The 21,308-nt window shown below is 67.0% G+C and carries 17 protein-coding genes; 10 read left to right on the top strand and 7 right to left on the bottom strand.

Going from position 1 to position 21,308, the window contains the following annotated elements; genetic code table 11:
- Positions 1–552 (top strand): adenine phosphoribosyltransferase, encoded by a 552-nt coding sequence (locus AC6LKG_RS03025; RefSeq protein WP_006391794.1) that lies wholly within the window; start codon positions 1–3, stop codon positions 550–552.
- Between the two features lie 33 nt (positions 553–585).
- Here the strand turns inward: AC6LKG_RS03025 and AC6LKG_RS03020 are convergent, their stop codons facing one another.
- The gene (locus tag AC6LKG_RS03020) at positions 586–1,476 is read right to left on the bottom strand and encodes a LysR family transcriptional regulator (RefSeq protein WP_049076849.1); all 891 of its coding nucleotides are present in this window, start codon (positions 1,474–1,476) and stop codon (positions 586–588) included.
- A 367-nt stretch (positions 1,477–1,843) separates the two neighbouring features.
- On the opposite strand from AC6LKG_RS03020, the gene AC6LKG_RS03015 reads away from it, so the two are divergent.
- Both AC6LKG_RS03015 and AC6LKG_RS03010 read left to right on the top strand, forming a co-directional pair.
- Positions 1,844–2,227, top strand: coding sequence for a DUF4148 domain-containing protein (locus AC6LKG_RS03015; RefSeq protein ID WP_498162607.1), 384 nt, complete (start codon positions 1,844–1,846; stop codon positions 2,225–2,227).
- Between the two features lie 432 nt (positions 2,228–2,659).
- Positions 2,660–3,772 carry a porin gene (locus AC6LKG_RS03010; RefSeq protein WP_498162605.1) on the top strand — a complete coding sequence of 371 codons (1,113 nt, stop codon included), beginning with the start codon at positions 2,660–2,662 and terminating at the stop codon, positions 3,770–3,772.
- A gap of 158 nt (positions 3,773–3,930) precedes the next feature.
- On the opposite strand, the gene ilvA is transcribed toward AC6LKG_RS03010, so the two are convergent.
- Positions 3,931–5,514 carry a threonine ammonia-lyase, biosynthetic gene (ilvA, locus tag AC6LKG_RS03005; protein ID WP_498162679.1) on the bottom strand — a complete coding sequence of 528 codons (1,584 nt, stop codon included), beginning with the start codon at positions 5,512–5,514 and terminating at the stop codon, positions 3,931–3,933.
- A 98-nt stretch (positions 5,515–5,612) separates the two neighbouring features.
- Here ilvA and AC6LKG_RS03000 point away from each other — a divergent pair, with 98 nt between their 5' ends.
- The 3 genes from AC6LKG_RS03000 (at position 5,613) to AC6LKG_RS02990 (ending at position 12,268) form a co-directional block, all read left to right on the top strand.
- Entirely contained in the window at positions 5,613–6,143 is a 531-nt protein-coding gene (locus tag AC6LKG_RS03000; RefSeq protein WP_498162604.1) for a YqaA family protein, read from the top strand.
- Positions 6,144–6,275: 132 nt separating this feature from the next.
- A complete protein-coding gene (locus AC6LKG_RS02995) occupies positions 6,276–10,235 on the top strand; it encodes a DUF3683 domain-containing protein (protein WP_498162603.1) in 3,960 nt (1,319 codons plus the stop codon).
- A gap of 161 nt (positions 10,236–10,396) precedes the next feature.
- Positions 10,397–12,268, top strand: a complete 1,872-nt coding sequence (locus AC6LKG_RS02990; protein ID WP_498162601.1) for a DUF3857 domain-containing transglutaminase family protein — start codon at positions 10,397–10,399, stop codon at positions 12,266–12,268.
- Between the two features lie 84 nt (positions 12,269–12,352).
- On the opposite strand, the gene AC6LKG_RS02985 is transcribed toward AC6LKG_RS02990, so the two are convergent.
- Both AC6LKG_RS02985 and AC6LKG_RS02980 read right to left on the bottom strand, forming a co-directional pair.
- Positions 12,353–13,321, bottom strand: coding sequence for a Bug family tripartite tricarboxylate transporter substrate binding protein (locus AC6LKG_RS02985; RefSeq protein ID WP_498162599.1), 969 nt, complete (start codon positions 13,319–13,321; stop codon positions 12,353–12,355).
- Between the two features lie 83 nt (positions 13,322–13,404).
- Entirely contained in the window at positions 13,405–14,124 is a 720-nt protein-coding gene (locus AC6LKG_RS02980) for a YggS family pyridoxal phosphate-dependent enzyme (RefSeq protein WP_498162598.1), read from the bottom strand.
- Positions 14,125–14,340: 216 nt separating this feature from the next.
- Between AC6LKG_RS02980 and AC6LKG_RS02975 the strand changes: the two genes are divergently transcribed.
- Both AC6LKG_RS02975 and AC6LKG_RS02970 read left to right on the top strand, forming a co-directional pair.
- A complete protein-coding gene (locus AC6LKG_RS02975) occupies positions 14,341–15,582 on the top strand; it encodes an aminotransferase-like domain-containing protein (protein WP_498162677.1) in 1,242 nt (413 codons plus the stop codon).
- Between the two features lie 99 nt (positions 15,583–15,681).
- The gene (locus AC6LKG_RS02970; protein WP_498162597.1) at positions 15,682–16,698 is read left to right on the top strand and encodes an amino acid ABC transporter substrate-binding protein; all 1,017 of its coding nucleotides are present in this window, start codon (positions 15,682–15,684) and stop codon (positions 16,696–16,698) included.
- A 111-nt stretch (positions 16,699–16,809) separates the two neighbouring features.
- Here the strand turns inward: AC6LKG_RS02970 and AC6LKG_RS02965 are convergent, their stop codons facing one another.
- From AC6LKG_RS02965 to dprA, 3 genes are all read right to left on the bottom strand, one after another.
- A complete protein-coding gene (locus tag AC6LKG_RS02965) occupies positions 16,810–17,283 on the bottom strand; it encodes a hypothetical protein (protein WP_498162596.1) in 474 nt (157 codons plus the stop codon).
- 96 nt (positions 17,284–17,379) lie between these two features.
- The gene (locus tag AC6LKG_RS02960) at positions 17,380–18,288 is read right to left on the bottom strand and encodes a hydroxymethylglutaryl-CoA lyase (protein ID WP_498162594.1); all 909 of its coding nucleotides are present in this window, start codon (positions 18,286–18,288) and stop codon (positions 17,380–17,382) included.
- Positions 18,289–18,437: 149 nt separating this feature from the next.
- Positions 18,438–19,553 carry a DNA-processing protein DprA gene (gene dprA, locus AC6LKG_RS02955; RefSeq protein ID WP_498162592.1) on the bottom strand — a complete coding sequence of 372 codons (1,116 nt, stop codon included), beginning with the start codon at positions 19,551–19,553 and terminating at the stop codon, positions 18,438–18,440.
- A gap of 256 nt (positions 19,554–19,809) precedes the next feature.
- On the opposite strand from dprA, the gene def reads away from it, so the two are divergent.
- Positions 19,810–20,322: a peptide deformylase gene (gene def, locus AC6LKG_RS02950; protein WP_006389914.1), complete on the top strand. Its 513-nt coding sequence runs from the start codon at positions 19,810–19,812 to the stop codon at positions 20,320–20,322.
- 29 nt (positions 20,323–20,351) lie between these two features.
- Positions 20,352–21,293 carry a methionyl-tRNA formyltransferase gene (gene fmt / locus AC6LKG_RS02945; protein WP_498162590.1) on the top strand — a complete coding sequence of 314 codons (942 nt, stop codon included), beginning with the start codon at positions 20,352–20,354 and terminating at the stop codon, positions 21,291–21,293.
- The last annotated feature ends 15 nt before the right edge of the window (positions 21,294–21,308 follow it).

Raw genomic sequence — 21,308 nt, 5'->3', positions numbered from 1 at the left:
ATGCAGACCGACAACGCCGAGTACATCCGGCGCACCATCCGCAGCGTTCCAGACTGGCCCCAACCCGGTGTCATTTTTCGTGACATCACGCCGGTGCTGCAGGATCCACGCGCGTTCCGGGTATTGATCGATCTCTTCGTCTACCGCTACATGCGCCAGCGCCTGGATCTGGTCGCGGGCGTGGACGCGCGCGGCTTCATTATCGGCAGCGTGTTGGCCTATGAGCTGAACCTGGGTTTCGTGCCGGTGCGCAAGAAGGGCAAGTTGCCGTACCGCACGGTGGCCGAGGAATATTCGCTGGAATATGGCAATGCGGCGGTCGAGATGCACACCGATTCGGTGCGTACCGGCCAGCGCGTGCTGCTGGTTGACGACCTGATCGCCACTGGCGGCACCATGCTGGCGGCAATCAAGCTGCTGCAGCGCCTGGGCGCCAACGTGGTCGAGGCTGCCGCCATCATCGATCTGCCCGAACTGGGCGGCTCGGCCAAGATCGCGGCTACCGGTACACCGCTGTACACCGTCTGTCAGTACGACAGCGCATCGGTCTGAGCCGCGCGCGGCACCGGGGCCGGCGCCCCGTGCTCAGGCGTCGGATAACCGCGGCTGGATGAAGTCCAGGAACGCCTTGGTCTTGGCCGGCAGCATACGCGATGGCAGCAGCGCGAACAGGGGCAGGGGCGTCAGGCTCCAATCGGGCAGAACACGCACCAGCCCGGCCTGCTGGATGGCCCGCTCCATGGCGTCGAACACCAGTAGCGGCGTAATGCCCAGGCCTTGTCCGGCCAGGCGGCCGAGCATGCCGACGTTGTTGGCGGACAGCCGTCCCGACACCTGCACCCGCTCGACCTTGTCGCCCGAATGCAGCATCCAGAAGGAGGATTCGTCGCGCATCGTCGGGCGCAGGCATTCGTGGTGGCTCAGGTCAGCCGGCACGCGCGGCTCGCCATGGCGCGCCAGGTAGTCGGGCGATGCATACAACTGGTGTGCCATCAGCACGATCTTGCGCGAGATCAGGCTGGAGTCCGGCTGCTGGCCGAAACGCAGGATCAGGTCGAACGGATTGCTGATGGGGTCGATCGGCCGCATGCTGAGATCGAAGTCGCATTCGATATCGGGATGCTGTTCGCGGAATTCGCGAATCACGGCGGGCAGGAACAATTGCGCCAGGCTGGTTGGCAGGGAGATGCGCAGGCGGCCCTTGGGTTGGACCGCCATGTCGAGCAACTGGTCGTGGGCGATGCGGGCCTCTTCGACGATGTGGCGGCAGCGTTCGAAGTAGATGGCGCCGGCTTCGGTAAGGTCGATCTTGCGGGTGCTGCGGTTCAACAACCGCATGCCCACGCTGCGCTCGAGTTCGCTGACGCGGCGCGAGAGCGTGGATGTGGGAATATTCAAGGCTTCGGCGGCATGGCTGAAGTTCTTGCGCTTGGCGACTTCGACGAAAAGCGCGATGTCGTTAAGCTGGATATCCATGAGGCCCTCAAAATCAAATTTCCATTTCTGGCAGGTTCATATGATAAGTGGAATTATTGTCCCAGCAGTGGAAATGTCTATTTAGCCAGGACAAAGAAATCCCGCGCTGTCCGGACGCGCGCCAGACGCTGCCATGCCCCGCGCAGCGCGGGATATTGGCGGCAGACGGCAGCGGTCATGCGCAATGCGTGCGCAGCTTTTGCAGATACGCCATGCAATTGTCCCGGCTATGCAAAGATGTTCACCAAAATAAGGGTTTTTACTGAGTCCCGATCGCCAGATACTTCATCCCAGCAATCAAATTGTCACATCGACGCTGCCACCCTGGCCGCGGACGGTGTGCCAGGTTTAGGATGGAGTCATCACAATGAAAGCCCTAGCGACCGCACTCATGGTTACCGCAACCCTGGCCGGCATGTCCGCCGCCCATGCCGATGGCAAGACCCGAGAACAAGTGCGCCAGGAACTGCAGGCGGCCAAGGCCGCCGGCCAGGTCACCTTCGGCGAGCTGGACTATCCGCCCGCCATTGCCGAGCAGACCAGCCTGACGCGCGAGCAAGTGCGCCAGGAGCTGCAAAGCGCCAAGGCGGCCGGCCAGGTCACTTCCGGCGAACTGGATTACCCGCCGCCCGCCGCCGCGCCACGCGCCGCCGGCAAGACCCGCGAGCAAGTACGCGAAGAACTGGCCCGGGCCAAGGCCAATGGCGAATACACCTTTGGCGAACTGGACTATCCGCCCCAACGCCGCTGAACGACCGATGGCCGCCTTTGCCCGCCAAACCCCTTGCCCGCCAAGGGGTTTTTCACAGGGGCGGGCGATGCAGCGTGGTGCACGGTCTGTGGCGTTTATGCCGCAAAACTGTACGTGTGCGCCAACAGGAGATGTCGACCCGAAGGCGGCCGAGACGCTGGCCCTGGCACCAGCGCGGCAATTGCGAGTAAGAATTCGCATTTGATATCAAGGCGTTAAGGCAACTTCGTGGAAGGGGCGAGACGCATGCGGCGGAAATTATCCCGCCCATGGAAAGTTGTTCTTCGAAATTCGGATTACTTCAAATTGCTCCCAGACCGACACTAGATCCAGTGCAGACGCCGCGCGTTTCTTTGCCGCGGCACGCAGGGCGCGGCGGCTTCGCCGCGTGATTGCGGAAATGCCTTTATCTCGCCATTTTGGGGACTTTCAATGAAGAAGACGCTATTGGCCGTTGCGCTGCTGGCCGGCTTTGCCGGCGCCGCGCAAGCTGCCGACTCCGTGACGCTGTATGGCCTGATCGACGCCGGTATCGGTTACGAGCAGGTGAAATTCAACGGCAATTCGCAAAGCCGCTTCGGTGGCGTGCAGGGCGTGAGCAGCGGCTCGCGCTTCGGCCTGCGCGGCACCGAAGACCTGGGCGACGGCCTGCGCGCCGTGTTCACCCTGGAGGGCGGTTTCGGTCCCATGAACGGCCAGTCGCTGCAGAACGGCCGTCTCTGGGGCCGCCAGGCCACCGTGGGCCTGGACAGCGATTCCTGGGGCCGCCTGGAATTCGGCCGCCAGACCAACCTGGCGTCGAAGTACTTCGGTTCGATCGACCCGTTCTCGGTCAGCTACAACACCGCCAATCTGGGTACCACGTTCAGCAGCGCCAACACCATGCGCCTGGACAACATGGTGCTGTACCAGACCCCCAGCATGGACGGCTTCAAGCTGGGCGTGGGTTATTCGTTCAGCGCCGATGACAGCGTCACCGACGACAAGCAAAAAGGCTTCGCCACCGGCAACAACAACCGCGTCTTGACCGCCGGCGTGCAGTACCTGAACGGTCCGCTGAACCTGGCTGCCGCCTATGACCGCTTCAACCCGTCCAATGATGTCGCCGGCGGCAAGTCCAGCGCGCGCGTCCAGGAATACATCATCGGCGGCACCTACGATTTCGAGGTGGTGAAGGTGGCGGCGGCGTTCAGCCAGACCCGCGATGGCTGGTTCATCGGCCAGAACATGGGCACCACGCCGGATGGCATGCAGAAACTGGGCTCGTTCAAACTGGCCGACGGTTTCCGAGCCAATTCCTACATGATTGGCGCCACCGTGCCGCTGGGCCGTCACGCGGTGTTCGGCTCCTGGCAGCGCGCCACGCCGAACAACGACAAGCTCACCGGCGACGACGCCACCTTCAACGTCTACAGCCTGGGCTACACGTATGACTTCACCAAGCGCACCAATCTGTACGCATATGCCTCTTATGGCGACAACTATGCGTTCCAGCGCGATGCGCGCGACACCGCGTTCGCGGTGGGTGTGCGTCACCGGTTCTAAGCGATAGCGCCGGCCTGGCTGCACCTTGCTGAATGCGCGGCACATCTCCGTGAGCCGCCGAGTGACAGCGAACCCCCCTCCAGGTTGCAGCCGGGCGCGTCTTGAGCAAAGAAGGGCAGGGCCTCCCCAGGGAGGCCCTCTCGTTTTGTGCCGCGCGATTACAGGAACAGTTTGTAGGCTGGGTTGTCGGTCTCGCTCCAGTGGGGATAGCCGAGTTCGGCCACGAAGTGGCGGAATTGCTTCTTGTCGGCCGGCGGCACCTGGATGCCGATCAGGATGCGGCCGTAATCGGCGCCCTGGTTGCGGTAGTGGAACAGGCTGATGTTCCAGTCCGGGTTCATGGCGTTCAGGAAACGCATCAGCGCGCCCGGGCGCTCCGGGAATTCGAAGCGGTACAGCAACTCGTCGCGTGCCTGCGCGGAGCGGCCGCCGACCATGTGGCGCAAGTGGGTCTTGGCCATTTCATCGTGCGTCAGGTCCAGCGTGTCGAAACCATGGCGGCGGAAATGGTTGGCGATCTTGGCGGGTTCGGCCGGCGACGACACCTGCAGGCCGACGAAAACGTGGGCCCGGTCCGAGTCGGAGATCCGGTAGTTGAATTCGGTCACGCTGCGTTCGCCCACCAGTTCGCAGAAGCGGCGGAAGCTGCCGCGCTGTTCCGGCATCGTGACGGCGAACACGGCCTCGCGCATTTCGCCGACTTCGGCGCGCTCGGCCACGAAGCGCAGGCGGTCGAAGTTCATATTGGCGCCGCAGGCGATGGCCACCAGCGTCTTGCCCTTCAGGTTGTGTTCCGCGGCATATTGCTTGGCGCCCGCTACGGCCATGGCGCCGGCCGGTTCCAGCACGCTGCGGGTGTCCTGGAACACGTCCTTGATGGCGGCGCAGATGGAGTCGGTGTCCACCACCACGAAGTCATCGACGTACTTGCGCGTGAGCTTGAAGGTCTCTGCGCCCACTAGCTTGACCGCGGTGCCGTCGGAGAACAACCCGACGTCATTCAATTGCACGCGGCGGCCGGCGCGTACGCTGCGCAGCATGGCGTCGGAGTCCTCGGTCTGCACCCCGATGATCTTGATCTCGGGGCGCAATTGCTTGATGTAAGCGGCCACCCCGGCGATCAGGCCACCTCCGCCGATCGCCACGAAGACGGCGTCGATCGGGCCGGGATGCTGACGCAGGATTTCCATGCCCACCGTGCCCTGGCCCGCGATCACGTCGGGATCGTCGAAGGGATGCACGAAGGTCAGCTTTTCCTTTTTCTCCAGCGCCTGTGCGTGGGCATAGGCGTCCGAGAAGCTCTCGCCGGCCAGCACGACTTCGCCGCCCAGGCGGCGCACCGCGTCGATCTTGACCTGCGGGCTGGTGGTGGGCATGACGATGACCGCGCGGCAGCCGAGTCGGGAGGCGGCCAGCGCCACGCCCTGGGCGTGGTTGCCGGCGGAGGCCGCGATGACCCCGCGGTTGCGCGCCGCCGGCGCCAGGTTGGCCATCTTGTTGTACGCCCCGCGCAGCTTGAAGCTGAAAACGGCCTGCGTGTCCTCGCGCTTGAGCAGAATCGTGTTCGCTATGCGCTGCGACAGCAGCGGTGCGGCTTCGAGCGGCGATTCGACCGCGACGTCGTAGACCTTGGAGGTCAGGATGCGTTTCAGATAATCGGTGGACATGGACTGCGCAGGGGTGGAAGCGGAAAAGTGGGCGGCGCGGCAGACCCGCGCCCGACACGGCGTGAACGCGATTATTGCAGGGAAAGGCGCGGACGCCGACGGCCTGCGGGGGTTTTCGCCATGTACCGGACAGCCCTGGCCGCGCGTCGAGCGCGGCTACACTCGCATCCATCATGGAAGAAAGCCTCTTATCCGCGGTCCACTGGCTCTTGGGCCTGCTGGCGCTGCCCTCGGTGGGTCTGCCCGCCATTTTCGTGGTGGCGCTGGTCTCCGCCACGCTGTTGCCGCTAGGGTCCGAGCCGGCGGTGTTCGGCTACCTGAAGCTGTCGCCGGACATGTTCTGGCCCGCCATCCTGGTGGCGACCGCCGGCAATACCATCGGCGGGGCGATCAGCTATGCCATGGGCCTGGGCGCGGAAAAGGCCGTCGAGCGCTGGAAGGAACACCATCCCCATGCCCCGGGCGAGCGCCGCATGCGCATGCGCGGGCGCTGGCATCAGCGCGCCCATGACTGGATCCATCGCATGGGGCCGCCCGCGCTGCTGTTGTCGTGGCTGCCTGCCGTGGGCGATCCGCTGTGCGCCGTGGCCGGCTGGTTGCGCCTGCCATTCTGGCCATGCGTGGCCTACATGGCCATCGGCAAATTCCTGCGCTACTTCGCCATGACGGCCGGGCTGTTATGGCTTTTTTCCGGTCAGGTTTAGCGCTGACACCCCACTTAATTGGGGACACATTATCGCAGGATTGTCACGGTTTTGGACGTTTCCCTGGGGGTATTCGGGGGCAGTTCCGGCCAATGGCATAAAATAATTTTTTAAGGGCCCCCTCTTGCCGCCATGAACGCCCCTCTCGCCAGCCACATCTTGAACGGGGCGACGCCGCCCACCGCACCCGCGCGACTGCGCGAAATTCCCTACAACTACACGTCGTTCTCCGATCGCGAGATCGTCGGCCGTCTGCTGGGCGATGACGCCTGGAGCCTGCTGACCGACCTGCGCGGCGAACGCCGCACCGGGCGCTCCGCCCGCATGTTGTACGAGGTGCTGGGCGACATCTGGGTGGTGCGCCGCAACCCCTACCTGCAGGACGACCTGCTGGATAATCCCAAGCGTCGCAAGCAGTTGATCGATGCGCTGCACCATCGCCTGGGCGAGATCGACCGCCGCCGCGAACCCGGCGCGCCGGCCGAAGCCGGCCACGATCCGCACCGCGACGAGAAGGTGCTGGGCCTGCTGGGCCGCGCGCGTTCGGCCATCGCCGCCTTCGAGGGCGAGTTCGACCAGACCGCCATGCTGCGCAAGCAGGCGCAGAAGGTGCTGGGCCGCATCACCGCGCGCGACAACATCAAGTTCGATGGGCTTTCGCGCGTCTCGCACGTGACCGACGCCACCGACTGGCGCGTGGAATACCCGTTCGTGGTGCTGACGCCGGATACGGAAGACGAGATCGCCGCGCTGGTCACCGCCTGTATCGAGCTGGGCCTGACCATCGTGCCGCGCGGCGGCGGCACCGGCTATACCGGCGGCGCGATTCCGCTGACCTGGAAGTCGGCCGTCATCAACACCGAGAAATTCGACAAGCTGGGCAAGGTCGAGTCCTGTATCCTGCCCGGGCTCACCGAGCCCGTGGCCGTCATCCATGCCGGCGCCGGCGTGGTGACCAAGCGGGTGTCGGAAGCGGCCGAGGCGGCCGGTTTCGTGTTCGCCGTGGACCCGACCTCGGCCGAGGCCTCGTGCGTGGGCGGCAACATCGCCATGAACGCGGGCGGCAAGAAGGCCGTGCTGTGGGGCACCGCGCTCGACAACCTGGCCTGGTGGCGCATGGTCGATCCGGACGGCAACTGGCTCGAAGTGACGCGCCTGGACCACAACATGGGCAAGATCCATGACGTGGAGGTGGCCCGCTTCGAACTCAAGTGGTTCGATGGCCGCGGCAAGCCGGGCGAACGCCTGCTCAAGACCGAGACCCTGGAAATCGCCGGCCGCGTGTTCCGCAAGGAAGGCCTGGGCAAGGACGTCACCGACAAGTTCCTGGCCGGCCTGCCGGGCATCCAGAAGGAAGGCTGCGACGGCCTGATTACGTCGGCGCGCTGGGTGCTGCACCGCATGCCCAAGTACACCCGCACGGTCTGCATGGAATTCTTCGGCCAGGCGCGCGACGCGATCCCGTCGATCGTCGAGGTCAAGGGCTACCTGGACGGCGAGGGCCGCGCCCGCGGCGCCATCCTGGCCGGCCTGGAGCACCTGGACGAACGCTATCTGCGCGCGGTCGGCTATGCCACCAAGAGCAAGCGCGGCGCGCTGCCCAAGATGGTGCTGATCGGCGACATCGTCGGCGATGACGAGGCCGCGGTGGCCGCGGCCGCCAGCGAAGTGGTGCGCCTGGCCAACACCCGGCACGGCGAAGGCTTCGTCGCGGTGAGCGCCGAGGCCCGCAAGAAGTTCTGGCTCGACCGTTCGCGCACCGCCGCGATCGCGCGCCACACCAACGCCTTCAAGATCAACGAAGACGTGGTGATCCCGTTGCCGCGCATGGGCGAATACACCGACCATATCGAGCGCATCAACATCGAGCTGTCGACGCGCAACAAGCTGCGCCTGCTGGACGCGCTGGACGACTATCTCTGTACGCCGCTGCCGGTCGGCAAGGCGGAAGACGCCGCCGACGACGAGACCCGCGCCGAGGTGCTGGCCGAGCGCACGCGCCAGGCCATCGAGCTGCTGGCCGCCGCGCGCCAGCGTTGGCAGTGGCTGCTGGACAATCTGGACCTGCCGCTGGCCGACGCCATGCCGCAGCTGGACGGCCTGGGCATGTCGCATCTGCACGCCACGCTCACCGAGCGCCTGGCGGCGCAGCCGCGGGCGCGCGTGTTCGATGTGGTGCAGGACCGCACCATTCGCGTGTCGTGGAAGACCGAGGTGCTGGCCGGCCTGCAGGCCGCGTTCTCGGGCGCGGCGCGCAAGCCGATCCTGGACGAACTGGTGGCGATCCACGGCCGCGTGCTCAAGAGCCGCGTGTTCGTGGCGCTGCACATGCACGCTGGCGACGGTAACGTCCACACCAACATCCCGGTCAACTCGGATGACTACGGCATGCTGCAGGAGGCCCACCAGGCCGTCGAGCGCATCATGCAGATCGCGCGCGACCTGGACGGCGTGATCTCGGGCGAGCACGGCATCGGCCTGACCAAGTATGAGTTCCTGACGGAGGCCGAACTGGCGCCGTTCCAGGACTACAAGCGCCGCGTCGACCCCAATGGCCACTTCAACGCCGGCAAGCTGATGCCGGGCGCCGACCTGCGCCACGCCTGGACGCCCAGCTTCAACCTGATGGGCCACGAGTCGCTGATCATGCAGCAGAGCGACATCGGCGCCATCTCGGATTCGATCAAGGACTGCCTGCGCTGCGGCAAGTGCAAGCCGGTGTGCGCCACCCATGTGCCGCGCGCCAACCTGCTGTACTCGCCGCGCAACAAGATCCTGGCGACCTCGCTGCTGGTCGAGGCCTTCCTGTACGAAGAGCAGACCCGCCGCGGCGTCAGCCTGAAGCACTGGGAAGAGTTCGAGGACGTGGCCGACCACTGCACCGTCTGCCACAAGTGCTACAACCCCTGTCCGGTCGACATCGACTTCGGCGACGTGTCGATGAACATGCGCGCCGTGCTGCGGCGCATGGGCCGCAAGTCGTTCAATCCGGGCACGGCCAGCGCCATGTTCTTCCTGAACGCCAAGGATCCGGCCACTATCAACGCCACCCGCAAGGCGATGGTGGGCGTGGGCTACAAGGTGCAGCGCGCCGCCCACGACTTGCTGTCGGGCCTGGTGAAGAAACAGACCTCGGCGCCGCCGGCGACCGTGGGCAAGCCGCCGCTGCGCGAGCAGGTGGTGCACTTCGTCAACAAGAAGATGCCGGGCGGGCTGCCCAAGCAGGCCGCGCGCAAGCTGCTCGATATCGAAGACGCGAACTACGTGCCGATCATCCGCGATCCGAAGGCCACCACGGCCGACACGGAAGCGGTGTTCTATTTCCCGGGCTGCGGTTCGGAACGCCTGTTCTCGCAGGTCGGCCTGGCCACGCAGGCGATGCTGTGGCATGCCGGCGTGCAGACCGTCCTGCCGCCGGGCTACCTGTGCTGCGGCTATCCGCAGCGCGGCAACGGCATGACCGACAAGGCCGAGCAGATCATCACCGACAACCGGGTGCTGTTCCACCGCGTTGCCAACACGCTGAACTACCTGGACATCAAGACCGTCGTGGTCAGTTGCGGCACCTGCTACGACCAACTGGCCGGCTACGAGTTCGAGAAGATCTTCCCGGGCTGCCGCCTGATCGACATCCACGAATACCTGCTGGAAAAGGGCATCAAGCTGGAAGGCGCCAAGGGCGTGCGCTACATGTACCACGACCCCTGCCACACGCCGATGAAGCTGCAGGACCCGATGAAGACCGTGCGTTCTCTGGTGGGCGACGGCGCGGTCAAGAGCGACCGCTGCTGCGGCGAGTCGGGCACGCTGGCGGTCAGCCGGCCGGACATCTCGACCCAAGTGCGCTTCCGCAAGCAGGAAGAGCTGCTCAAGGGCGATGCCGCGCTGCGCAGCGATGGCTTCACGGGTGACGTCAAGGTGCTGACCTCGTGCCCGTCGTGCCTGCAGGGGCTGTCGCGCTACCAGGGCGACACCGGCATGGATGCCGACTACATCGTGGTCGAGATGGCGCGCCACATCCTCGGCGAAGGCTGGATGGAAGACTACGTGCGCCGCGCCAACGCGGGCGGCATCGAGCGCGTGCTGGTGTAAGCGCCGCCACCGTGGCGGCAGGACGCAACGCCCGGCGGTGACGCCGGGCGTTTTGCTTTGGGTTGACCGGCGCGGGCACCCGCAGCAACGGAAAGCTTGTGTTGCAATTTTATTGCAAATAACATTGCGTCTCAGTTGTAACCCGAGGCGCTGTATTGCCCATGCCTGTTTTTCCCCATACGCCCATCCTGGCCTTCTTCCTGGCGGCCACGGCCAGCCTGCCGGCCCACGCCGCGCGCCAACCCATCGCCGAAGCGCCGCTTTCCGGTGAAACCGAATTCCATTGCCACTTCGGCCAGGACAACAGCACCGAGTGCGTCAGCACCTACCGCTACACCATCCTGACGCTGGCCGGACGCGACCTGGTCTCGCGCATCGACCGCAGCTACGCCGAGAACGACACGCTCAAGGTGGAGCGCGCGGAGCTGATCCAGCCGGGAGAGAAGCCGCTGCCGCTCGCCGCCACGCAGATCGATACGCGCATGGCGCCGAACCCAGACCAGGGCTTCCTGCGGCAGAAGCAGACCTCGCTGGCCTTTCCCAACCTGCGGGTGGGCAGCACCATCGTCTACACCCTGCGCGAACGCTTCGCCGGCATTCCCTCGGCCACGCAGTTCCACTACGTGCTGGACCTGCAACCGCGCGCCGTGCGCCAGGAGCGCTTCCGGGCCGAGTTCAGCGCCGATCGCCCGATGGTCTGGCGCGGGCAGGCCATGGACGCCTATCGCGTCGAGGCGACGCCCGATGCCAGGCGGATCACGGTGGAGCTGAAGGCCACGCCCTATTACTATGCCTACGTCAACGAGTCGGACCAGGGCTATCTGCGGCAGTCGCCGCGCCTGGAGATCGGCAGTGCCGTCGCGTTGCAGGATTATTTCGGCCCGTTCGCCAAGCGCTACAACGAGATCCTGGCGGCCGCCTTGCCAACGAACGCCGCCGCCGCGGTCACGGCGCAGCGCGGCCAGCCCGCGCCCAAGCTCGTGGCCGGCCTGATGCGCCATCTGCACGAACACTATCGCTACCTGGGCGACTGGCGCAGTAGCGAGCGCGGCCAGATCCCTTTCGCGCTGGACGAGATCGAGCGCCGCGGCTATGGCGACTGCAAGGACCTGGCGGTGCTGCTGGTGGCCATGCTGCGCGCGGCCGGCATCGAGGCCGAACCCGCGCTGGTGACGCGCGGCACCATGGCGCCCGACGTCCTGCTGCCGGGGCTGGCGGCGCCCAACCACGCCATCGTGCGTGCCCGGGTGGAGGGCGCGACCTGGTGGCTGGATCCCACCAACCCGGTGTTCGTGCCGGGCTTCACCATGCCCGATATCCAGCAGCGCTGGGCGTTCGTCATGGACAGTCAGGGCAGTATGCGGCGCGAGGATATTGCGCTGGAAGCGCCGGGCGCGGGCGTGGTTGTGACACGCCATGAGCGGTTCGGCCAGGATGGGCAGGCGCAGGTGCGCGCCTCTGTCGAGGTCGGGCGCATGGTGGCGGCGCAGATCAGCGTGGGCGATCTACAGAACGGCGCGACGGCGATGGACCAGGCGTTGTGCCGCAGCTTTGCCGCCGAGAACCGCGATTGCCGGCTGCAACGCGCCGCCGGCGATTTCGTGGTGCCGGCCGCCTACCGTATCGACGCCACGCTGGTGGACCTGCGGGCGCTGGAGCGTGTCGGCGGGAGGTATGTGCACACGCAGTCGCACCTGGGCGATGACTGGGAGTCCTTCGCCCGCTACCGCCAGACCGGCCAGTTGGCGGATATCTATCTCGGCACGCCGGAGATATCTTCGTACGAGGTGACGCTGGCGGGCGGCCAGGTCGATGCGCGGGCGCTGCATTGCCAGGTGCGCTCGCCCTGGATCGACGTGGACCTGGATGGCAAGCCCGCCAACTCCGGTTACCAGTACCGCTACCGCAGCGTCCGCAAGGTCAGTTGGTTCAGCCATGCCGATATCGTGTCGGAGGCGTTCGGCCAGGCCATCGAGCAGGGCCGGCAATGCGTGGAGTCCCTGCGCCTGGCGGTCAAGCTTCCGGGCAAGTGACCAACCATCGTGCCGTCGCTGGCGACGGCACGTCACCAAAGAAAACGCGGCCCCTCGGGGCCGCGTTTTCTTGGCGGGGCCAGCTCATTCGAGCTTGATGTTGGCCTTCTTGATCACTTCGGCCCAGGTGGCGCGTTCCTTGTCGGCATAGGCTTTGAAGTCCTGCGCCGACATCGGCATCGGGATCACGCCCATGTCCAGCATTTTCTGCGACACGGCCGGCGATTTCAGCGTGGCGTCGAGTTCGGCGGACAGCTTCTTGACCACGGGTTCGGGCAGGCCGCCGGGAGCGACCAGGCCTTGCCACGCGTAGGCGGTGAAGTCGGACACGCCTTGTTCAGCCATCGTGGGCGTGTCGGGCAGCACGGCGACGCGCTCGGGCGTGGCGGCGCCCAGCACGCGCAGCTTGCCGGCCTTGACGTTGGGCAGGCCCGCGGCCAGGTCTATGAACATCACGTCCACCTGCCCGCCCAGCAGATCCTGGATGGCGGGCGCCGCGCCCTTGTAGGGCACGTGCAGCAGGTTGGCGCCGGTGCGCTGCTTGAACAGTTCCAGCGCCAGGTGGTGCGGCGAGCCGGCGCCGGCCGAGGCGGCGGTCAGCTTGCCGGGCTCCTTCTTGGCGGCCTGGATCACGTCGGCGACCGTCTTGTAGGGCGAATTGACGTTCACCGCCAGCAGCAGCGGGAACTTGGCGATGCCGCCGATATAGGTGAACTTGGTCGGATCGTAGGCCAGCTTGGCGTACAGCGTCGGGTTGTACGCCAGCGTGCCGGAGTCGGCGGTGCCGATCACGTAGCCGCTGGGTTCGGCCTGCGAGATCGCGGTGGCGCCGATGATGGTGGCGGCGCCAGGGCGGTTCTCGACCACGATGGTCTGGCCCAGCGGCTTTTCGAGGCCGCTGGCGACGGTGCGCGCGACCACGTCGGCGCCGCCGCCGGCCGGGTAGGGCACGATCCAGCGGATGGGTTGAGTGGGCCAGGATTGGGCCGCGGCCGCGGTGGCGGCCAGCGACAGGGCGGCAAGCGCCAACAGGCGCCGGGCGTGCTTGTGCATGGAATGTCTCCTCGTTTTTGCGACGCTATTATGCCCCGGGCACGCGGCAATATGCGCCTGTTTCACGCCCGGGATCCGGCGTCTTATTGCGGATCCGGGTAGTTGCGGGCGCCGAAGATGGCGGTGCCGATGCGGACCTCGGTCGAGCCTTCCTCGATCGCCAGTTCGAAATCGCCGCTCATGCCCATCGACAGCCGCTCCAGCGACACACCGGCGATGCCCTCCTGGCGCAACTGGTCGCGCAGCTCGCGCAGGGCACGGAAGCAGGCACGGACCGCCTGCGGATCGGGGGAATTCACGGCCATGGTCATCAGGCCCTGCACGCGCAGCGTGGGGAAGTCCGCCGCGATGCGGCGCAGAAAGGCGGCGACCTCGCCGGGCGCCATGCCGTATTTGCTGGGTTCGGCGGAGGTCTTGACCTGCACCAGCACGTCCAGGGTCCGCCCCTCGTTGACCAGGCGCCGGTGCAGCGCCTCGGCCAGGTCCGGGCGGTCGAGCGATTGCAACTCGGTGGCGTCGCGGGCGGCGTCCTTGGCCTTGTTGGTCTGCAGGTGGCCGATCAGCACCCATTGCAGGCCCTGGCCGGCCAGGGCCGCGGCCTTCTGGCGCAGTTCCTGCGTCTTGTTCTCGCCGAAGCGGGTCAGGCCCTGTGCCATGGCCTCGCGGATGGCGTCGACCTCGAACGTCTTGCTGACGGGCAACAGGGTCACGCTGTCCGGCGCCCGGCCGGCGCGTTCGCAGGCCTGGGCGATGCGTTGCCGGATGCGGGCCAGGCGGGTTGCCATGGTGTCTACTTCGGTCATGCGGCTCTCTTGGGAACGGGATGTCCCATAGTGTAGGACGCGCGTGCCCCGTTTCGCCACACCGGGGGCCGTCCGTGGCGCCTCTTCGTTGACCCTGTCCGAAGCGCAGGCTTAGAATTTCAGCACATTTGTTTAGATTTCAATGTTCTAGACCTGCCGGCGCGACCCCCATGGACCGCGCGGCTTCCTTCCCCCCTCTTGCCGTTCCCCTCCGCCATGTCCAGCGCCGCGCCCGAGTACGCTTTTGCCACACCCTTCCTGAATCCTCCCGCCTCTCCGATCCGTTCGCTCATGCCCTACGCGCTGCGTCCGGGCACGATTTCGCTGGCCGGGGGCTATCCCGCGCAGGAACTGTTCGACGTGGACGGCCTGTCGGTCGCCTCGACGCAGGTGCTGGCGCGCCTGGGCGCCTGCCTGCAGTACTCGAACATCGATGGCCAGGCCAGCCTGCGCCACGAGCTGGCGCGGCTGTCGGCGGCGCGCGGCCTGCAGTGCAACGCGGATACCGAACTGGCCGTCACGGGCGGCTCGCAGCAGGCGCTGGCGCTGTTGAGCCGGGTGATGCTGCAACCGGGCGACCACGCCATCATCGAATCGCCCGCCTTCCCCAATTCCGTGCAGGCGCTGCGCTACACCGGCGCCACCGTGCACACCGTGGCGTCGGGCCCGGATGGCATCGACATCGACGCGCTCGACGAGCTGGCCACCCGCGTCAAGCCCAAGGTCGTCTGCGTGGTGGCGTCGTTCTCCAACCCGTGCGGCGCCACCATTTCGCGCCAACGCCGCCTGCGCCTGCTGGAACTGGCGGTCAAGCACCGTTTCCTGATCGTCGAGGACGACCCCTACAGCGAACTGCGCTTCGCCGGCGAGGCGGTGCCGCCCATCATGGCGCTGGCCGAGGGCGAGGCGCGCCACTGGGCCGTGTACCTGGCGAGCATGTCCAAGACCATGGCGCCGGCCCTGCGCATCGGCTGGCTGGTGGCGCCGGCCGAGATCCGCCGCCGCTGTGTCGGCGCCAAGGCTGCCGATGACATGGCTTCGTCCGCCTGGATCCAGGAAGTGGTGGCGCAGTACCTGGCCAACGGCCGCTATGAAGAGCATGTGCCACGCATCCGCGCCGCCTATGGCCAGCGCTGCGATGCCATGGCCACGGCCCTGGCGCGCGAACTGGACGGCCGCGTCACGTTCAGCAAGCCCGAGGGCGGCATGTTCTTCTGGGCGCGCCTGACCGGCGAGGTCGATGCCACCCGCCTGCTGCCTTACGCCATCGAGCACGAGGTGGTCTATGTGCCGGGCAAGGCGTTCTACGCCGACCCGGCGCAGGCCGACCTGCACGCCATGCGCATGTCATTCGCCACCATGAACGAAAGTCAGATCGCCCAGGGCATGGAGCGCCTGAGCCGCGCGCTGGATGCCTGCGAGGCCAACCTGCCGGTGTCGATCTCGCTGGCGGCGTGATATACCCAAATGAGCGCTTGTTATTTGGCGCGGGCGCCGCATGCCGATAAGCTTCTCGCCTCGGCGCGCTTGCGCCCCGGTACAACAGGAAAACGAGTCATGGACATTGCAAAAGGGTTGGCGGGCGCGGCGTTGTTGTTCGCCGTGGCACAAGGGGCTCAGGCGGCCACGCTGGATGTGGTGCGTCAGCGCGGCGCGGTCGCGTGCGGCACCACCACTGGCTTCGCCGGCTTTTCCGCGCCCGACGCGCAGGGCAAGTGGCAGGGGCTGGACGTGGACCTGTGCCGCGCCATCGCCGCGGCCGTGTTCGGCGATGCCGACAAGATCAAGGTGGTGCCGCTCAATTCGCAGCAGCGCTTCACCGCGCTGCAGTCCGGCGAAGTCGACGTGCTGACCCGCAACACCACCGTGACGCAGCAGCGCGATACGGCGCTGGGTCTCATCCATGCCGGCATCAACTTCTACGATGGCCAAGGCTTCCTGGTGCCCAAGTCGCTTGGCGTCAAGAGCGCCAAGGAGATCAACGGCGCGACCATCTGCCTGCAGACCGGCACGTCCAACGAGAACACGCTGGCCGACTGGGCGCGCGCCAACAACGTCACCTACAAGCCGGTGGTGATCGAAACCTTCAACGAGGTGGTCAACGCCTTTGCCGCGGGCCGCTGCGACGTGTTCTCGACCGACGCCTCGGGCCTGGCTTCGATCCGCATCTCCAAGCTGCAGAACCCCGACGACTACGTAGTCCTGCCCGAGATCATCTCCAAGGAGCCGCTGGGCCCGTTCGTGCGCCAGGGCGACGATGCCTGGCTGAACATCGTGCGCTGGTCGCTGTCGGCCATGATCGAGGCCGAGGAATATGGCGTGACCTCCAGGAACGTCGATGAGCAGGCCAAGAGCAACAACCCCAACATCAAGCGCATCCTGGGCGTGACGCCCGGCGCCGGCGCCAACCTGGGGCTGGATGAAAAGTGGGCCTACAACATCGTCAAGCAGGTCGGCAATTACGGCGAGAGTTTCGAGCGCAACGTCGGCCAGGGCAGTCCGCTGAAGATCAAGCGCGGCCTGAACGCGCAGTGGACGCAGGGCGGTCTGATGTACGCGCTGCCGATCCGCTGAGCCGGGCGCGTGTCGGCGGCGGCGTCCGGCCCCGCCAATGAAAAAACCGATGCCACGGCATCGGTTTTTTCATTGGATGTACCTTGCATCCGGGACGCTCCGCGCGCAGCGTCAGCCGCGCCGGTACACCTGAGCGATCCGGGTGAAAGCCGTACGCAGTTCGCGCGTGCCGCCCTGGAAGATCAACGGCCGCCCGCGATGCGTGAAGATCACCAGCCGCTTGGAGAAAATCATCGGCACGAAGCGGGCTTCGCGCACCTCGTCCCAGGCGACTTCGCGGCGCGAGAACCAGGTCTGGCGCAGGCCGCGCTCGTCGATGGTGGTGATGGACGTCTGCATGTGCCAGGACACGAACAGCAGGCCGATGAAGCACAGGCCCACCGCCACGGCCATGAGACCGTCCAGCGGCTGGTCCGGAGCGCGGATGGCGCTGGTGACGACCTGTACCCCCAGCACGGCCAGGATGACCCAGGTCAGGATGCGCACCCAATCGGGCCAGGCCTGCCCCGACAGGGGCAGCGGGCCGATCGCGCGCAGCAGGGCGGCGTGATCCTCGGGCGAGGGGGGCGGAGCGGGGGGCGTCATGCGGCTGCGGTGTTCCGGTAGCGTTGCGAGAAGACCTGCGCCGGGTGTGCCCGGCGCTCACGCGAAACGCGCGCAGCCATTCTACGGATTTTCGTTTCAGGCGGCCCGCTTGGCGGCGATGGCGTTGCCGGCGCGGCTGGAACCCTTGCGGTTCAGGTTGGCCGACATCCATTGGCCGATGTCCACGACCGCGTCGAAGTCCACGCCGGTGTCGATGTCCAGGCCGCGCAGCATGTACAGCACGTCTTCGGTGGCGACGTTGCCGGTCGCGCCCTTGGCGTAGGGGCAACCGCCCAGGCCGGCCACCGAGGCGTGGAAGATCGAGATGCCGGTTTCCAGCGACGCCAGGATGTTGGCCAGCGCCTGGCCGTAGGTGTCATGGAAATGGCCCGAGACGCGCGCCGGGTCCACCACGCGGGTGACCGCGGCCATCACGTCGCGCACGCGCTGCGGCGTGCCCACGCCGATGGTGTCGGCCACGTCGATCTCGTCGACCTGCATGGCCAGGTAGCGCTGGGCCACGTCCACCACGGATTCGATCGGCACTTCGCCCTGGTAGGGACAGCCCAGCGCGCAGCTGATGCTGCCGCGCACGCGGATGCCGGCCGCACGGGCCGCCTGCACCACGGGTTCGAAGCGCGCGATGGATTCGGCGATGGAGCAGTTGATGTTCTTCTGCGAAAAGGCTTCGCTGGCCGCGCCGAAGATGACGATCTCGTCCGCGCGGGCAGCCAGCGCGCCCTCGAAGCCCTTCATGTTGGGCGTGAGCACCGAATAGATCGTGCCGGGGCGGCGCTGGATGCGCGCCATGACGTCGGCGCCGTCGGCCATCTGCGGCACCCACTTGGGCGACACGAACGAGGCCGCCTCGACGTTGGGAAAGCCGGCGGCCGCGAGACGGTCGATCAGTTCCACCTTGATGTCGGTGGGCACGAATTCCTTTTCATTCTGCAGGCCGTCGCGGGGCGAAACCTCGACGATCTTGACGCGTGTGGGCAATGCCATGTCTCTTCCTGTATCGGTATCGGCGGGCGGCCGCGGCGGCGGCCCGGTGCAGGGACAATATTAGCGCCATCGCATCCGGCCCCGTCCGTTGCTTGCCGCGCGGACGTCCATGCGTCGGCCATGGCGCCGTCTCGCCCGGGCCGGCGCCGCTATTTCAGGCGCTGGAAGCGGCCGTCGTCCAGGCGCGCCACGCGCGCGGCCAGTTCCAGTTCGAGCAGTTGCGCCTGCAGCGTGGCGCTGTCCAGGCCGCAGCGCGCCTGGATGGCATCCAGATGCAGGGGGTCGAAGCCCAGGGCTTCAAGTACCGGATGGTCCGGCGCCGTAGCTTCGGCCGGGGCGGCCGATCGACGGGCCCCCGGCTGCGGCGCGCCGCCGAGTTCGTCGGTGATGTCGGCCGCGGTTTCCACCAGCTTGGCGCCCTGGCGGATCAGCGCATGGCAACCGCGCGACAGTGGCGAATGGATCGACCCGGGAATGGCGAATACCTCGCGCCCGCTTTCGCCTGCGAGCCGCGCGGTGATCAGCGAGCCGCTCTGCCTGGCCGCTTCCACCACCAGCACGCCCCGCGCCAGCCCGGCGACGATGCGGTTGCGCTTGGGGAAGTGCTGCGGCAGGGCACCCGTGCCCATCGGCAGTTCCGACACCAGCGCGCCGTGCGCGGCGATGCGGTGAGCCAGGTCGCGATGCCGGGCCGGATAGATGCGGTCGATGCCGGTACCCATTACGGCGACGGTGCCGGCGCCGTCCGGCCCGGCGTCCAGCGCGCCTTCATGCGCCGCGGCATCGATGCCCAGGGCCAGGCCGCTGACCACGCGCCAGCCGTTGCCGGCCAGGTGGCGGGCGAAGGCGCGGGCGTTTTCCTGGCCGCCGGGCGTGGCGTTGCGCGCGCCCACCACCGCCAGCGACGGCCCTTGCAGATAGGCCGGATCGCCGTTCACATAGAGCAGGATGGGCGGGTCGGCGATGGTGAGCAGGCTTTGCGGATAGTTTGGGTCGGACAGCGTCAGGATGTGGTGGCCGGGCGCCTCGACCCATTGCAGGGCGCCGTCGACCTGGGCCGCCATGTCGGCCGGCATGGGCGCGGCCAACTGGCGCGCCAGCGGCTCCGGCAGTTGACGCGCCAGGGCGGTGGCGCGCTGGGCGTAGATCTGTTCGGGCAGCCCCAGGGCGCCCAGGAGCGTGCAGGCGGTGGCGGAACCGATACCCGGTTCCAGGGACAGGCGCAGCCAGGCGGATAGTTCAGCGGCGGTGTGGGTGAGCGGCATGGGCAGGGTGCCGGGCGGGCCGGCGCGGCAAGGGCATGGGACGGGGCGCGCTTGGGCGCGGCGGACGTCCGAGAGTGTCGCACGGCGGCTGGGCGCAGCCGCGCCGGGCGGACCGAATCGTCCCGGCTGGCGCCGGCCAAAGCGGGACCGGACCGGCCTTCGACAATGCGCGGTTTAGCCGAAAACTATTAGAAATCAAGACTCTAATGAATTAAACTCTTACTCAAACACCAATTACCGACGATTCCTCCCTTCAATGGCTTTACTTCCTATCCTTCGCTACCCGGATCCGCGCTTGCACAAGAAGGCCAAGCCGGTCGCCGAGGTCGATGACCGTATCCGCCAACTGGTGCGCGACATGGCCGAAACCATGTACGACGCGCCGGGCGTGGGCCTGGCCGCGACGCAGGTCGACGTGCACGAGCGCGTGGTCGTCATCGACGTGTCCGAAGAAAGCAATCAACTGCTGGTGCTGATCAATCCCGAGATCACCTGGCGCAGCGACGATTACAAGATCTACGAGGAAGGCTGCCTGTCGGTTCCCGGCATCTACGACGAAGTCGAGCGCGCCTCGCGCATCCGCTGCAAGGCGCTGGATATCGACGGCAAGCCGTTCGAGTTCGACGCCGACGGCCTGCTGGCGGTGTGTGTGCAGCATGAACTCGACCACCTGGAAGGCAAGGTGTTCGTCGAATACCTTTCCAACCTGAAGCAGAACCGCATCAAGACCAAGCTGAAAAAGGCCGAGCGCGAAGCGCTGCGCGCCTGAGCCCGTTTCCTTTCTCCCGGTCCGACCCCATGCGCCTAGTCTTTGCCGGCACGCCGGAATTCGCCCGTATCGCCTTCGACGCCCTGCGGGCGGCGGGGCACGACATTCCCCTGGTCATGACCCAGCCCGACCGGCCGGCCGGTCGCGGGCTCAAGCTCACGCCCAGCCCCGTCAAGCAGGCGGCGCTGGAGGCCGGCATCGAGGTGGCCCAGCCGCGCAGCCTGCGGCTGGACGGCCGTTATCCCGATGAAGCCGCCGCGGCGCGCGCCCTGCTCGAACGCGTGGCGCCCGATGTCATGGTAGTTGCCGCCTACGGCCTGATCCTGCCGCAGTGGGTGCTGGACCTGCCGCGCCTGGGCTGCCTGAACATCCACGCCAGCCTGTTGCCGCGCTGGCGCGGCGCGGCACCGATCCAGCGCGCCATCGAGGCGGGCGACGACCGCACCGGCGTCACCATCATGCAGATGGACGCGGGCCTGGACACCGGCGACATGCTGCTCGAACGCATCGTGCCGATCGGCGCCGACACCAATGCCGCGCAATTGCACGACGCGCTGGCGCTGGCCGGCGGTGAGGCGATCGTCGCGGCGCTGGCCGCGCTGGACCAGGGCGGCCTGACGCCCACCCCGCAGCCTGAAGACGGCGTGACCTACGCCGCCAAGCTGGACAAGGGCGAAGCCGCGCTCGATTGTGGCCAGCCGGCGGAATTGCTGGCGCGCCGGGTGCGTGCCTTCAATCCGGTGCCGGGCGCCAGCATCCGCCTGCCCGGCCTGGCCGACCCCGTGAAGGTATGGCGTGCCGAGGCTGTGGCGCAGACCGCGACGGCCGCGCCCGGCAGCGTGCTGCGCGCGGACGCCGAAGGTATCGACATCGCGACCGGCGAGGGCGTGCTGCGCTTGCTGGAATTGCAGAAGGCCGGCGGCAAGCGCCAGCCTGTGGATGTGTTCGTGCGGGGCTGGCAGCCGGCCTGAGGCCGACCGCCGCCG

It is taken from the genome of Achromobacter sp. 46006 (assembly GCF_059761975.1).
The sequence above is the reverse complement of the archived record's forward strand: the minus strand, read 5'-3'. Positions and strand labels throughout refer to the sequence as shown.